Origin of the sequence: Paenibacillus donghaensis, assembly GCF_002192415.1 — a bacterium.
Taxonomy (GTDB): Bacteria; Bacillota; Bacilli; order Paenibacillales; family Paenibacillaceae; genus Paenibacillus_AQ; species Paenibacillus_AQ donghaensis.
The window spans coordinates 4,564,708-4,579,755 of sequence record NZ_CP021780.1 but is presented as its reverse complement, the minus strand read 5'-3'; the positions used below and the strand labels follow the sequence as shown (position 1 = coordinate 4,579,755).

General features: G+C 54.9%; 9 protein-coding genes. 7 read left to right on the top strand and 2 right to left on the bottom strand.

The window, feature by feature from the left end; translation table 11 throughout:
- The first annotated feature begins 44 nt into the window (after window positions 1–44).
- The 3 genes from B9T62_RS21030 (at window position 45) to B9T62_RS21020 (ending at window position 9,044) form a co-directional block, all read left to right on the top strand.
- Window positions 45–6,584, top strand: a complete 6,540-nt coding sequence (locus tag B9T62_RS21030) for a phosphodiester glycosidase family protein (RefSeq protein ID WP_157793947.1) — start codon at window positions 45–47, stop codon at window positions 6,582–6,584.
- Between the two features lie 1,367 nt (window positions 6,585–7,951).
- Window positions 7,952–8,611 (top strand): helix-turn-helix domain-containing protein, encoded by a 660-nt coding sequence (locus tag B9T62_RS21025; RefSeq protein ID WP_087917085.1) that lies wholly within the window; start codon window positions 7,952–7,954, stop codon window positions 8,609–8,611.
- 124 nt (window positions 8,612–8,735) lie between these two features.
- Window positions 8,736–9,044, top strand: coding sequence for a hypothetical protein (locus tag B9T62_RS21020; RefSeq protein ID WP_087917084.1), 309 nt, complete (start codon window positions 8,736–8,738; stop codon window positions 9,042–9,044).
- Window positions 9,045–9,178: 134 nt separating this feature from the next.
- Here B9T62_RS21020 and sda read toward each other — a convergent pair whose 3' ends face one another.
- Window positions 9,179–9,352, bottom strand: coding sequence for a sporulation histidine kinase inhibitor Sda (sda, locus tag B9T62_RS21015; RefSeq protein ID WP_087917083.1), 174 nt, complete (start codon window positions 9,350–9,352; stop codon window positions 9,179–9,181).
- A 298-nt stretch (window positions 9,353–9,650) separates the two neighbouring features.
- On the opposite strand from sda, the gene B9T62_RS21010 reads away from it, so the two are divergent.
- The gene (locus B9T62_RS21010; protein ID WP_087917082.1) at window positions 9,651–10,175 is read left to right on the top strand and encodes a DinB family protein; all 525 of its coding nucleotides are present in this window, start codon (window positions 9,651–9,653) and stop codon (window positions 10,173–10,175) included.
- A 75-nt stretch (window positions 10,176–10,250) separates the two neighbouring features.
- On the opposite strand, the gene B9T62_RS21005 is transcribed toward B9T62_RS21010, so the two are convergent.
- Window positions 10,251–10,820, bottom strand: a complete 570-nt coding sequence (locus B9T62_RS21005; protein ID WP_087920353.1) for a thymidine kinase — start codon at window positions 10,818–10,820, stop codon at window positions 10,251–10,253.
- A 193-nt stretch (window positions 10,821–11,013) separates the two neighbouring features.
- On the opposite strand from B9T62_RS21005, the gene B9T62_RS21000 reads away from it, so the two are divergent.
- From B9T62_RS21000 to B9T62_RS20990, 3 genes are read left to right on the top strand one after another with little or no spacing between them, the layout of a single operon-like run.
- On the top strand, window positions 11,014–11,223 hold the full coding sequence (locus B9T62_RS21000; RefSeq protein WP_087917081.1) for a hypothetical protein: 210 nt from the start codon (window positions 11,014–11,016) through the stop codon (window positions 11,221–11,223).
- A gap of 19 nt (window positions 11,224–11,242) precedes the next feature.
- Window positions 11,243–13,087 carry an ABC transporter ATP-binding protein gene (locus B9T62_RS20995; protein ID WP_087917080.1) on the top strand — a complete coding sequence of 615 codons (1,845 nt, stop codon included), beginning with the start codon at window positions 11,243–11,245 and terminating at the stop codon, window positions 13,085–13,087.
- The gene (locus B9T62_RS20990; RefSeq protein WP_087917079.1) at window positions 13,068–14,924 is read left to right on the top strand and encodes an ABC transporter ATP-binding protein; all 1,857 of its coding nucleotides are present in this window, start codon (window positions 13,068–13,070) and stop codon (window positions 14,922–14,924) included. Before B9T62_RS20995 ends, B9T62_RS20990 begins: the two co-directional genes overlap by 20 nt.
- The last annotated feature ends 124 nt before the right edge of the window (window positions 14,925–15,048 follow it).

The window sequence follows — 15,048 nt, the reverse complement described above, 5'->3', positions numbered from 1 at the left end:
CTAATCTGACAAAAAGCGACATCCTTAGGGAGGGTTTCAACCAAGTGAGAAGGTATTTACGTTTGTGGAATGCTGCAATTATCGCATCTCTGTTTCTCTCGTTAGTTCAGCCGGGTCTGATCGCAGACGCTTCCAATTCTGCTCTGGCATCGGAAAGCTATGGTACCGTAATTGATTCGCGCCAGGCGGAGCTTGCTCCGGGAGCCAGCTATTCATGGACAGATCTGCAGGATGCGCGCGGCTATCAGAAGGTTCATGCTGTAGAGTTCAATCCGCAGCAGCCCAATCTGGAACTGCAGGCAGGCACCAAAGACGGCAAGGTCTACGGGATGAAAGGTGTTACCGAAATGGCCAAGCATGCCGATGCGCCGGGCAACCGTGTGGTTGCTGGGATCAATGGTGATTTCTACGAAATCTCCGGTTTTGCCACAGGCGTGCCGAATGGTCTGTTTATGGGCGATGGAGTCATCCTGAACAGCGGCTCGGGGTACACCTTCGGTCTGAAGGCGGACGGCGGTTCGATCTACGGCACGCCCAAGCTGACCCGGACGGTGACTATTAATGGACAAACAAGTGATTTGACCAGCATCAACCGTTACCGAAATACCGATCAGCTGGTGCTTTATACAGCAGATTATAATACATCGACCAAATCGACCGCCGAAGGGGACGAAGTGGTGCTGGACATCATCTCCGGCGAGGTCAAAAGCGGACAGACCCTGAGCCTGAAGGTGTCCGAGATCCGCAGCAACCTGGGAGATACTCCGCTGGTAGCCGGCAAGGTGGTGCTCTCGGCACACGGCACTTCCCGCCAGTTGCTGCAAGGCTTGGCACAAGGCGATGAAGTCTCCGCCCGTTTCCAGCTGGACGGTGAGTGGGATCAGGTGAGCGTGGCTATCGGCGGACAAGGTCCGCTGGTCAAGGATGGCGTGGTGCAGACCAACGTTGGTCCGGCAGGGGTGCATCCCCGCACAGCGATCGGGACCAAAGCGGATGGCAGCATCATCCTGTTCGAAGTGGATGGACGCTCGCCCGGCTTCAGTGAAGGTGTAGAGACGCCGGAGCTGGCCCAGATGCTGAAGGACATGGGCGCGGTGCAGGCGATGAATCTGGATGGCGGCGGCTCGTCGACTTTTGCGGCCAGAATGCCTGGCACCAGCGGAGTGAAGATGCTGAATCAAGGCTCGGACGGATTCGAGCGCAAGACAGGCAACGGGCTGCTGCTGGTCAACACAGCGCCGGAGCTGGCCACGGCTGCGAAGCTGGCGATTCAACCGAATGCCGAGCGAATTCTGCAGGGTGCAAGCTATAGCTTCACAGCGGCAGGCGTGGATGCGAACGGGCATCCAACGCCAGTTGAAGGCGCGCTGAGCTGGCAAGCAGATCCTGCGCTTGGCGTGATTGACAGCAATGGGCTGTTCACTGCAGGCAAGACGGCAGGCACAGGGAAAGTTACTGCGGCAGCGGGCGCTGCCGAGGGGAGCGGAGCCCTTGAAGTAGTGGATTCGCTGACCGAGCTGAAGTTTCCCGACGAGATCAAGACCTATACCAGCGGAGCCATCGCACAGCTGAGCGTGAAGGCGCTGCGTGGTGGCCAGGTGGTTCAGGCTGACAACCACAGCTTCGAGTGGCAGGTGGAAGGCAATATCGGTTCGGTGGATGAGAACGGCGTGCTCACGGCAACCGCTGAGAATGGGCAGAACGGCAGAATTATTGTCCGTTATGGAGAAGTTGAGACTTCTTTTGAAGTCAATGTCGGACTGCCTCCGGTAGTGATGGAGGATTTCGAGTCCGGCATCGGCAAATACAGAGCCTCCAGTTCAGCTGCCAAAAGCGTGTTGATCAGCGAGGTAACTGATCTGGATTATGTGCGCAGCGGCAGCAAATCGCTGAAGCTGGAATATGATTTTAGCGGAATGACAGGGACCTCGGGGGCGTATGTGACAGCAACCTCTACCGAGAACCGGGTGCAGATTCCCGGCTATCCCGAGAAGATCGGCATGTGGATCTATGGCGACGGCAACAAACATTGGCTGCGTGGACAGATCCGTGACGGCAACAATGCGGCAAGCCCTGTTGATTTCACCGATCAGGTGAACGGGGTGAACTGGACAGGCTGGAAGTATGTAGAGGTGAACGTGCCGAAGGGCAGAACCACACCACTATCGATGGACATGCCCGTGCGCTACATGGAAACCAGCAATCTGAAGAAAAATGCCGGAGCTATCTATGTGGATGATATCCGCGCTGTGTATGGTCCTTTGAATGAAGACAGAACCCCTCCGGTGTTCACGGAAATAGTTCCGGGTGTGAATGAAATCGTCAAAACGGCAACCCCGACCCTATCCGTTACCGGCCAGGATGACGGGTATGACCCCGTAGCTCACCCCGGTACTACGCTAATTAATCCGGACGCCACCCGCGTCTATGTGGATGGCGAGCTGGTGGAGCATGGATTCTATCCGCCAAAAGGACAGATTAGCTACAAGCCCAAGGTTCCGCTTGGGGAAGGACGGCACAAGGTGAAGGTGGCCATCCGTGATTTAAGTGGCAATCAGACGATTAAGGAATGGTTCTTCACTGTAAATCTGGGTTCTCCGTTCTACGTGTATGATACGCCGGAGGTCGTCTATGCCGGCAATGCGTATACAGTGGACATTAGCGCAGAGAAAGCGGACAAGCTGAAGGAGGGGTTCATCACCTTCCAATTTGATCCGGCGGCCGTAGAGAAGCTGGAAGTGGTCCGAGGCAGCGGATTAAACGGGCAGCAGCTGGAGCCTGTCATTGATGAGGCTACTGGCACAGTCACCCTGAAGTTTAACGGGATCAGCGAAGCCAAGCTGAAGGACAGTGATCTGCTCGGCCAGATCCGCTACACCGTGCGCAGTGATTATGCCGGTCCGTTCACGCTGGAACAGGCTGCGGGAGTGACCGATAAGCCGCTGGTGATTGAGAATACCGCCGGTTCGGTTACCTCTACGGAGGGCAGCGGACAGCCGCTCAGCTCCATTGGTGCTTCGCTGGAAACCACGGTGAAGACGCAGTTGCAGCTGAGCTGGAATCATTATGACATCGCCAAAGGCCTGAATGCAGTATTCACTGTAAAAGATAGCAGCGGCGCGGCAGCAGAAGGTGTGAAGCTGCTCATGGATGGCGTGGAGACGGCCGATGCGGCTTCAGGTGCAGACGGGCTGTTAACCAGTTCTGCCGCAACCGTTGCAGAAGGATCCTATAAGCTGCAAGCGGTGAAGGGCGAGGCCTTCAGTCCGGTGATGGTCTTCAACGTGGCTGCTTACAGCGGGACTGCGGCTCCGCGCAATATCAACGTGACGATGGGAGCCGATGCCGCGACTTCCCGCCAGTTCACCTGGCAGACCGAGCCGCTGACGGCGGATACGGTGCTGGAACTGGTGAAGCAGTCGGAATTCACTACATTTGAGGACAGCAATGTACTGAGAATTAACGGCAACAGCCGAATTTACAACACCAACAACGACGGAACCATGCGGGTGCATAAGGCGGAAGCGCTTGGGCTTGCTCCCGGAACCACTTATGTGTACCGGGTAGGGGACGGTGGCAGCCAAGTAAGCGCGTTGGGAAGCTTCACTACAGCCGATGAGGCAGGTGCGGCGGATAACTTGACCAAGTTCCTGTTCATCGGGGACTCGCAGGCAGACTCCAAGGCAGGCTTTGATCTGTGGAAGGATACGGTAGAGAAGGCTTTTGCCACTATGCCGGATGCAGAGATGCTCGTTCATGCGGGCGACATGGTCGACAAAGGATTCGAGCAGGAGCAATGGAACTGGTGGTTCGATGCCGCCCAGCCGCAGCTGCTGAACACGACGCTGGTGCCGATTATCGGGAACCATGAGGTGATGGGCACGAACGGGAACGGCGATTACCTGGCCCAGTTCCATAATCCGCAGAACGGTGCGGACGGCGTCAAAGGCAGCAACTATTCCTTTGATCTGGAGGATACGCATTTCGCAGTAATGAATACCGAAGTCTCCGCCAGTCTGATGGAGGAGCAGGCCAACTGGCTCGATCAGGACCTGGCCGCCAGCGGCAAGAAGTGGAAGGTGGTATTTTTCCATCAGGGGCCTTACGGCAGCATCTATTCGAATGAACGGGTGCAGTCCACCTGGGTGCCGGTGTTTGACAAGCATGGTGTGGATCTTGTAATGAACGGACATGACCATATCTACCTTCGGACATATCCGATGAAAGGCGGCAAGCAGGTTGCCGATGGAGAGGGCACGCGTTATGTGATCGGCGGATCGTCAGGTCCGAAGTTCTATGCGCTGACGGAGCGGGTATGGCAGGAGAAAATTTATGATGAAGATGAGCAGATTTTTACCGCCGTGGAGATTGAAGCCAATCAGATTACGGTTGTTGCCCGTACAGTGGACGGAGCAGAGATTGACCGCCTCGTAATTGGCAAGGTGCTGCCGCAGTCGGTCACGCTTGACCCAATCGCTGCTCAGCTTGAGCCGGGACAGCAATTGCAGCTGAATGCAGCCGTGTATCCGGAGCAGGCAACCCGCCAGAAGATCGAGTGGTCTGTGGTGCCGGGTGTTGAACCCGCATCAGTGACCGTAGACACCTACGGACTGGTGACTGCTCTGCAGCCGGGAACGGCCAAGGTTAGAGCCGCAGTTCAGGGTTATCCGAATGTGTACGCGGAGAGCACCATTACCGTAGATGTGTTGCAGGGGCTGTCGCTTAAGGGCGCAACTCAGCTGAAGCCGGGGGAAACGTCCCTTACGGTAACGGAGACTGTGTATGCATCTGGCAAACGGACTCTTGTAGGAGAAGGGCTTCGCTATGCCAGCTCCAATGAGCAGATCGCTACCATTAATGAACAAGGACGGGTGGAAGCCCTTCAGGAGGGTTCAACCGTGATCTCTGTCACATACAAGGAGTTCACCGCTTCTTATCAACTGCAAGTCAGCATGGCTGATCCGGTGATCCAAGGCCTGAAGCTGAAAGGGCCGGAGCAGCTGAAGGCGGGAAGCACAGGGGTTGTAGTTGCACAAGCCGTATACAGCGATGGACGCCTATGGGAGCTTCCGGCTGGTGTGGTGTTTACAAGCTCTGAACCGGCTGTTGCCGGGATCACCGCAGGTGGTCAGCTTACCGCCTTGGCAGCAGGCAAAACAACGATCAGCGCCAGTTATGAGGGATTGAACGGCAGCTATGTGCTGACGGTAACTGCGGCGGGAGACGGCGAAGAGCCAGAGCCGACGCCGACGCCAACGCCAACACCAACACCGACACCGACGGCGGAGCCAACGCCGACGCTAACACCGACACCGACGGTGAAGCCAACACTGACGCCACAGCCGACGCCGACACCGCAGCTTACACCGGACCCAGGTCCGGGATGGAATCCGGGACCCGTGGTGACGCCGTCACCAACACCATCACCGTCGCCAACGCCAGCAGCTACGCAGCAACCGGGTGTGGTGGACGTAGCGGCCGAGCAATTAAGCGGTGCCCGCAATACAGCGGGTGAGGCGGTAGTTACGGTGGAAGGCCGGCTCACGGAGCTGAATCTGCCGGGTAATGCCGCCGACCTACTGGGCAATGCTCCGCTGCGCGTGAATGCCGAAGGGATGTCGGTAGTGATTCCGGCGCAGCTGCTCGCGCAGCTTACTGCGCTGGCCCCGGCCGGGGCCGGTGCTGACAGCAAGATCACGCTGCGTGCAGACACGCTCTCTGCCAGCAGCGCGGTACAGCTGCTGGAACGTGCGGCAGCCGCTGCCGGAGCGCAGCTGAAGACGGGAACGGAGCTGCTGGACTGGTCCTTTACGCTGACAACAGCAGCGGGCCAGAGCTTCACACTGCGGGAGTTCAACTCACCGCTGACGATCTCTCTGAATGTAGATTCCACGGAAGACCGGAATCTGCTCGGCCTCTATGTCCTCACGGAGGATGGCGGGCTGGAATACATCAAGAGCCAGTGGGAGGGCAGCACACTGACAGCGTCTGTCAGCCACTTCAGCACCTATGCGGTGCTGGCCTATGACAAGAGCTTCAGTGACCTGAAAGCCAGCCACTGGGCGCTGGCTGCCGTCAAGCAGCTGGCCGCCAAGCAGCTGGTGCAGGGGGTGAGTGTGGACCGGTTCGAGCCGAACCGGAACATCACCCGGGCCGAGTTCGCCGCGCTGCTCGTGCGCGCGCTGGGCTTGGCCGGTGAAGGTGGCACAGCGTCCACCTTCACGGATGTGGCGGCTGGCAGCTGGTATGCCGATGCGGTAGGCCTGGCTGCGCAGGCCGGCATCGTGAACGGCAGCCAGCCGGGCGCGTTCCGTCCTGGCGCGGCGATCTCGCGCCAGGAGATGGCGCTGATGCTGGTCCGCGCGTACGCCTATGCAGCCGGGACCCCGGCTGCGGCGGACTTCAGCGGACCGGCATTCACGGACCTTGCCGCGGCGAAGCCGTGGGCAAGGGAAGCGATCGGGCAAGCGCAGGCCCTCGGGCTGATGCAGGGCCGCTCTGCCGAGCGGTTCGAAGCAGCCCAGAACGGTACGCGTGCCGAAAGTGCGCAGATGATCCTGAATCTGCTGCAGATCATCGAATAGACCAACTGCAAGAGACCGCGGCCGCAGGGCTCGCGGTCTCTTGCAGTTCTGGCAGACGCAGCACCCCTGTCAGAACTGCAGGGTTTAATTTCTGGTTACTACCTAGGCGTCCGTAGGATAGGAGCACCCAAGACTAAGCCGCTGCAACACCAAATAAGTCCAATCCACCGATTTAGTTGCAGAACTGGTTACTACTTAGGACCCAATATGAGAGGAGCATCAAAGTCTGATCGCCAGATAAGTCCAGTCCACACCGAATTAGTTGCGAATCTGCATCTAATTAGAAGATTTTTTCTGTTTTAGAGCAAATAAGTGCAAAAACGCATCTAATTTCGTGTTCTGAACGCTGAATGAGCGATTTGCGTGAAAATAGTTGCAGATTCGCACTTATTTACCCGATATCATCCGTTTCCAGAGAAAATAGATGCACTTTCGGTTACTACTTAGGACCCTGCGACACTCCAAGCCCTTGAACTAGGTAACCTACATTCTAGCGGACCGTATAGCCCCTATTTCCTCCTATCTGCGATCTTTTGACGTCTTACGGACCGTATAGCCCCTAAGTCGTCAAAACAGGCTCTAAAGCGAGGGTTTTCTGTGATATAGAGGCTCCTGGGTCCGTTAATCCTGCAAAACGGCCTATGTACAGCAAATAGAGGCTCCTGAGTCCGCAACCGTCTGAAATCGAAGCGAGGGTTACGAGCGAAGAGGGCTAGGGGACCTAAGTAGTAACCAGATTCGCAACTAATTCCGTGATTGGACTGATGTGGCGATCAAAATTTGATGCTCCTTTCCTATGGGGTCCTAAGTAGTAACCACTTTCGCATCTAATTTCTCTGGATGCTCTAGTGCATCACGTTACATCCTTAGTGGGATCTAAGTAGTAACTAATCCACTACTTATTTCATGACGCGAATGCCTTTTTCACCGGGCCGGTTGCAGGACCTGCATGCCTTCTCTTTCTTCGACCTCTGAGAGAGCGGCGTTTCTCTTGCTTCTGCTGCTTTCCTGCGCTGGGTTTGCTTGGTGTCTGGCTTGTGCGGTAAATGCACCCTTGATCATCGGTACATTTCACCAGGCGCAGCGGTGTGTTCATCCTGGTCTTGGGGTGGGTTTCCCCTTAAGACGATGGCATTGCGAGTCACTTGACGATAGGCAGTTTAAGCGCCCATCGCAGGCGTTCCGCTCACCCGGCTGGAAGATCCAGCTTCTAAATCCTCGCCGGACCCATTATAAATAATATATTCCATTATCCAGCCGCTCTGAAAACGCCAAAATTATCTTTCAGAACATTATTTTCAGGGAATGATTGTTATAATGAAACACAAATTGTTGCGTTGTGTTATGATAGAAGGGAGGTGACTCCTATGAACGCTTCACAGAACAGCCCTGGTGAGCTGGGAAATTTCATCCGGCACATCAGAAAGATCAGAGGACTGACCTTAAGAGGACTTGAAGACAAGAGTGGGATCAGTTACTCCCAGCTCAGCAAGATTGAACGCGGCGAGAGCATTCCGCTGAAGGACAATCTCGACAAGATCATCGAAGCGTTGGGGGCGGACCTTAAGAACCGGATGTACCATCTGGCTGATTATATGCCGGATCTGGAATATATCAAGACCTTGAAGCAAGGGTATCAGTTGCCGCTGCATAACCAGTCCCAGGACTACATCTATGAGACGGCCTTCAACAAGCTGAAGGAGTTTCGGGCTAAGGAAGGCCAGGAGACATCGTTTGTTTCCTTTGATGCCAACGAGGTGATTGTTTACGAAACCGAATATGGGGCAGGAATGGTAATTGAGAAGATTGAGAAATATAATCTTAACGATGTCCTGAATGACAAGTTTGAAGGCAGTTTGGATTCTTTGAGGAAACAGCCGCGGAAAGGGCGCCAGGCCTTTATGTTTGGGGAATGGCTGCGGGAGTACATCTATGAGCTGCAGGAAGAAGAGCAGGAGCAGGTTATAGGGGCACTCAAGGAATTTACTGAGTTCAAAATACATCAAATCAAAGGCGCATTCAAGTAACCGAGGGTGTTAGTATCAACTGCTTTCAACAATGAATAATGTTGCCCTCTCTTGCAGCCATCTATTCATCTTGATCCATAAACAACTACAAAAAATGGTTTGACAGAAAAGGGGATATCCACAAATGAGAATTAACATGAAATTTACCAGCAAGGGCAAAGCCGCTATCGAGAACTTCAACAACGAAGAGCTGCTGGAAATCTTTGCACGGTACATCAAGACTCTGACCAAGAAATATGACATCGAAGTGGACGTGCCGCTTGAAGCCAACCAGAATATTGTACAGGATGGAACGGTTATCGCCATGGCACAGAACGTCAAATGTGATGTGGATACTTTCTTCAAGGAGCTGGGCAGAGATATCAAAGTGCCTTTGAAGAAGAGACTTGGCGGTAAACTTGAGAATGTGTTCAAAACCGAATTTATCGAGTAGAGCACGCTTCAGCAGCAGCCTTGTGGACCGTGCAAATGAAATAAGCCATCCTCCGCTTGGGCAGAGGATGGCTTATTTCAAGTAGAAACGGTTACCCTCCCTAAAGGGACGGTAACCGTTTCTACTTGCCACGTTCAACGCTTATCAACATCCAGCACTTTCCGGCTGGTGAGCACATTACGTACGATTTCGATAAATTCAGGTGAAGCCTCAACCTGCACCGCCAATTCATAAATGTTCAACAGTTGTTCGTCAGACAACATCTCAAGGGATGAGGGGCGCGGAGAAGGATGAAAGTGATATTCCATGAGATTCCTCCATCGGTTATTCAGAATAATATAGCTATATAAGATGAACTTAAGAATGGAGTAGCGGAGTTGTCAGAAAGCCTGATGCATAGGGCTCCGTATGTAACATTCTATAAGTTCACGTTCTAAAGATCATTTAAATGGTACCATTTGGAATTGATCCCGTCTCCTGTCATTCATCCGCTGAATTTTTCTTTACATATGATGGGTAATATGGGATAATTGGAGCTTCTGTAGCCAAATACATATTCTTTTATCTAAGTCTAGGTTCTATTGTTAACATGAGAGGGGTTTATCTATGTTAGAGCGTCCGCAGAGCCATGAATATCCCGATTATCAGGAGCACTATGTTTCTCTGGTACCTCCGGAAGGAGAACTTCCTGCCGTATTTCAGCAGCAGACGGAGCTGTTGCTGGATACCTTTGGTGGATATAGTGAAGAGCAGGGGGACTACCGCTACGCGCCCGGCAAATGGAGTATCAAGCAATTAATTGGACATATGGCCGACACTTGCCAGATCATGTCTTACCGCTTGCTGGTCATTGCCCGCGGTGATCAGACGCCGCTGCCCGGCTTCGACGAGAATGTCTATGTGGATGCCACCCATTTCGAGCGGTTCCCGCTATCTCAGCTGATTGAGCGCTACAGACTTGTGCGGGAAGCTGCAGCAGCGCTGATGTCTGCCCTCCAGGAAGAGGAATGGACCCGGATCGGAACCGTTAACGACCGACCGTTGTCAGCGCGGGGACAGGCCTGTGTGCTGATCGGCCATGATTATCATCATCTGAAGGTGCTTGAAGAGCGGTACCGGATCAGCGTTTGAGTATAGCCCTTATTTTAGGATACAAGCATTCCCGGACCGGACGGTTTAGGAATGCTTTTTGCTGCGCTCTTCTTGTTACAATGGCGGATTCTTATGGCATTTGCGGCAGACCGGATAATAGGCCTCATTGCCGCCGATCTGAATCTGCTTGCCGCTGTAGACGGGTTTGCCGTTCTCGACCCGCAGCGCCATGGTGGCTTTCCGCTCGCAGAACCAGCAGATCGTCTTCATTTCCTCTATTTTGTCCGCATAGATCAGCATATATTTACTGCCCTCAAACAGATTATTCTGAAAATCATTCTTTAGTCCAAAGGCCATCACGGGAATGTTCAGCTCATCAACGATCCGCACCAGCTGGAGAATGCAGTCCTTGCTGAGAAATTGGCATTCGTCAATCAACACACAGTGAGGTTTAGGAAGATTTGTACTAACTATGTCATAGATATTGGTATGCTCATCAATGGCAATGGCCTGCTTGCGCAGACCGATTCGTGAGGAGATATAGCCCACCTCATCCCGGTCATCCAGCGAAGGCGTGAAGATCAGCACGGATTTGCCCTGCTCTTCATAATTGTGTGCAACCTTGAGGATTTCGATGGATTTTCCGCTGTTCATTGCCCCGTATTTGAAAAACAACTGTGCCACATTCATCGTTCCTTTCGTTACCAACTGAGTAATCAAGCCAAAAACCGACTTTACTAGAGTATCATATTCCTTGCGGGAGAAGCCAGTGAAAACATGTTCTCGGCTGCAGCGGATACACGTACCTGCTAAAGTTCATCCTATGGAATGTGTTATAATTGGCGGTAATCTGTTTATGGAAAGGAAGAGCATAGTAATGGCTGATACGATGGAGGAATGGAAGCAACGAATTACTGCATTGCAGGAAACCGGCGAAATCTCCGGCGGGGCTGTTGCCCTGCTGGAAGAAATGGTGGCGGAAATGGCTGAGCTCAGCCGCAGCAACAAGGCGCTTCGCCGGGTCATCCTGAAGTCCGGACAGGCATCAAGCATGTCTACCCGGCTGCGTGAAGCACTCTACGAATAAATAAATGGGGTAATGCCAAATGGTCCTGATCCTGTCTTATCTGAAAAAATACCGTGTTGCCGCCATCGCCGCACTGGTGATGATGTTGATTGAGCTTGCGGTGGAGCTGTCACAGCCGCTCTTGATCTCCAAAATCATTGACGAGGGCATCAGCAAGCAAGATGCTTCGGTCGTATGGTTCTGGGGAACGGTGCTGGTGGCCAGTGCCGGAGTGGCTTTTGGCGCCGGAGTGCTTAGCTCCTTCCTGGCCTCCCACGCCAGCCAAGGGTTCGCTTTCGATCTCAGAGACAAGCTGTATGCTAAAGTGCAGTCGTTCTCTTATGAAGTATTCAACCGCTTCGCGGCCTCCTCGCTGATTACCCGGCTGACGGGTGATGTGTCGCAGCTGCAGGATACCGTCTTTATGAGCCTGCGGTTTATGACCCGGGTGCCGCTGGTCGTTATGGGCAGCGTAATTATGGCTCTCGTGGTGCATGTGAAGCTGGGGCTGCTGCTGGTAGTCACCCTGCCTCTGTTGATCGGGTTCCTCTATTGGGTCATGCGCAAGGCTTCCGCCTTGTTCCGCATAGTCCAAATCCGGCTGGATACGGTGAATGGAGTCATTCAGGAGAATCTGACCGGCATCCGGCTGATCCGCGTGTTCGTGCGGATGGTACATGAGATGGGCCGGTTCGCCTCATTCAGTACAGAACTGATGAAATCCAGTATGTCCGCGCTGCGGCTAACCGAAACCACGATGCCGTTTATTATGTTGATCGTCAACGCGGCGATTCTGGCTGTGCTGTGGTTTGGACGCATTGAGATTGCCGCCGGGGAGGCTACCCTTGGGCAGACCGTGGCTGTGATTAATTATTCGACCCGGATGATCGGGGCGCTCTCTGCCTTGTCCTGGATCGTCGTCACCTTCTCCCGCGCCCGGGCGTCATCCCAGCGGATTGGCGAAGTGATGGAGCAAGGGGCGGAAGCGAGTGAAATGAGTGTGGAAGCTGGTGAGCGGAAGCAAGCCGGTGGAAGTGTGGCTGGTGAGTGGAAGCAGGCAAGTGCTACTGCAGTCGGTATGGTGTACATAGGGCAGCAGGGAACACCGGAGGCAGCAGGTCACGCTCCTATCCAAGGAGCGGTGGAGCTCAACCACGTAAGCTTCTCGTATCCCGAGAGCGACATCCGTGTGCTGGAGGACATTTCCTTCGCTGCGCGTCCAGGGGAGCGGATTGCGATTATGGGAGCCACCGGCTCCGGCAAGTCCACGCTGGTGGCGCTGATTCCACAGCTGTATAAGCAGACTGCTGGCTCTATTTTGATCGATGGGGTAGAGAGCTCGGGTATGGAAATCTCCCGGCTGCGGCGTAATATCGGTTATGTTCCCCAAGAGGTGCTGCTGTTCAGTGGTACGGTGCGCGAGAACATCAGCTGGGGCAACGAACATGCCAGTCTGGAGGAGATCCGGCAGGCAGCGAAGGCTGCGCAGATCCACAAGACGATAGAGGGATTGCCGGATGGCTATGAGACGATGCTCGGCCAGCGGGGTGTGAACCTCTCCGGCGGGCAGAAGCAGCGGCTCACGATTGCCCGGGCGCTGGTCCGGAGGCCCGCGATCCTGATTCTGGACGACAGCACCAGTGCGCTGGATGCCGTAACGGAGGGACAGCTGCTGCAAGCGCTTAAGCAGATGTCCTGCACTACGTTTCTAATTACACAGAAGATCAGTTCCACGGTGTCGGCTGACCTGATTCTGCTGCTGGATGAAGGCAGGCTGATCGGACGGGGCACCCACCGGGAGCTGATGGCAGAGTCGGATCTCTACCGCAAAATACAGGAATCCCAGACAGGAGGCGGATTGCCGCATGTTCAAAGCATTACTTGAGCCTTTCCGCCATCCCAGACCGAACTTTGAGCTGGGGGAAGCCGCAAGCTTCGGTTCTCCCCGGGGGCGCAAGGCGAAGGCCAAAGCCAAGGACTGGGCAGGCACGCTGAAGCGGCTGTGGCAGTATCTAGCCAAACGCAGAGCCAAGCTTATACTTGTGCTGCTGATGGTTGTGTTCAGCTCGGCCCTGGCCCTGCTGGGCCCATTCCTGATCGGGCAAGCGGTGGATGATTACCTGGAGGGTGCGGGAGGGCGCTCATGGAGCTTGTTTCTCCTCTCCCTGGCACTGGTCTATATCCTGTTCTCGCTGACCTCCTGGCTGCAGAATATCTGGATGATCGAGATTGCCCAGGAAACGGTGCTCAGGATGCGCACGGACCTGTTCTCCCATCTGCATACGCTGCCGATCTCCTTCTTCAACCGCAGGCAGCAGGGTGAGATAATGAGCCGCTTGACCAATGATATCGAGAGCGTCAGCTCCACGCTGAACAGCTCGGCGATTCAGATTTTCTCCAGTGTGCTGACATTGGTCGGCACGCTTGGCGTCATGCTCTGGCTCAGTCCGCTGCTGACGCTGCTGACCTTCATTGTGGTGCCGCTGATGCTGCTTGGCATGCGCTGGATTACGCGGCGCACAGGTCCCTTGTTCAAGGAGCGCCAGCGCAATATGGGCGAGATGAACGGATTCATCGAGGAGACCTTGTCCGGCCAGCGGATCATCAAGGCCTTCTCCCAGGAGGAGCGGGTGCTGACCGGCTTCCGTGAGCGCAATACGCGGATTATGCTGTCAGGCTATTGGGCGCAGGCGATCTCCGGCTTCATTCCCAAGCTGATGAATGGGCTGAACAACCTCAGCTTTGCAATTGTGGCTGGCATCGGCGGGTTGCTGGCGATCCGCGGCTCGATTACGGTTGGCGTGATTATCGTCTTCGTGGAATATACCCGCCAGTTCACCCGGCCGCTGAATGACCTGGCGAACCAATGGAATACGCTCCTGTCGGCGATTGCCGGAGCGGAGCGGGTATTCGAGGTGCTGGATGAGGAGAAGGAAGCCAAGGATGAAGGAGCGGCAGTTACACTGGACAAGGTGGAGGGTGCTGTGCGGTTCAGCGGGGTTTCTTTTGCCTATGAAGGCGCAGCGGATACGCTGCATGATATCAGCTTCGAGGCGAAGCCGGGTGAGATGATCGCCTTGGTCGGACCTACCGGAGCCGGCAAAACGACGCTGATCGGGCTGCTGTCCCGCTTCTATGATCCCCGTGCGGGTCTGATTACGCTGGATGGTCAAGATCTGACCACGATCCGCCGCGAGAGCCTGCGCAGCCAAATGGCTTTTGTGCTGCAGGATTCGTTCCTGTTCAAGGGCAGTATCCGCGATAATATCCGCTATGGCCGGCTGGATGCCACGGATGAAGAGGTGGAGGAGGCGGCTAGGCTGGCGAACGCGCACCCCTTCATTATGCGGATGACCGATGGCTATGAGAAAATGCTCTCTGCCGACGGCAGCGGCATCAGCCAGGGGCAGAAGCAATTGCTGGCGATTGCCCGGGCCATCCTGGCTAATCCGGCCATGCTGGTGCTGGATGAAGCGACGTCCAGCATCGACACGGTCACCGAGATCAAGATTCAGGAAGGGCTGCAGGCGCTGATGAAGGGACGCACCAGCTTCGTGATCGCCCACCGGCTCAATACGATCCGCGCCGCAGACCGGATATTGGTCCTGCAGGACGGCAAACTGCTGCAGCAGGGCTCGCATGAGGAGCTGCTGCGCCAGGGAGGCTTGTACAGCGAACTGGTGCACGGGCATGCCGAGGAGCAGCAGGAGGCGCTTAGCTGAGCCGGGGCTGGATTAGGGCTGATATATGAAGCGGCAGACTGACATGATGAATGTGCAGACTGACATGATGAAGCTGCACCTGACATGATGAAGCTGCAAATTGCAGACAGATCCCAACATCCCA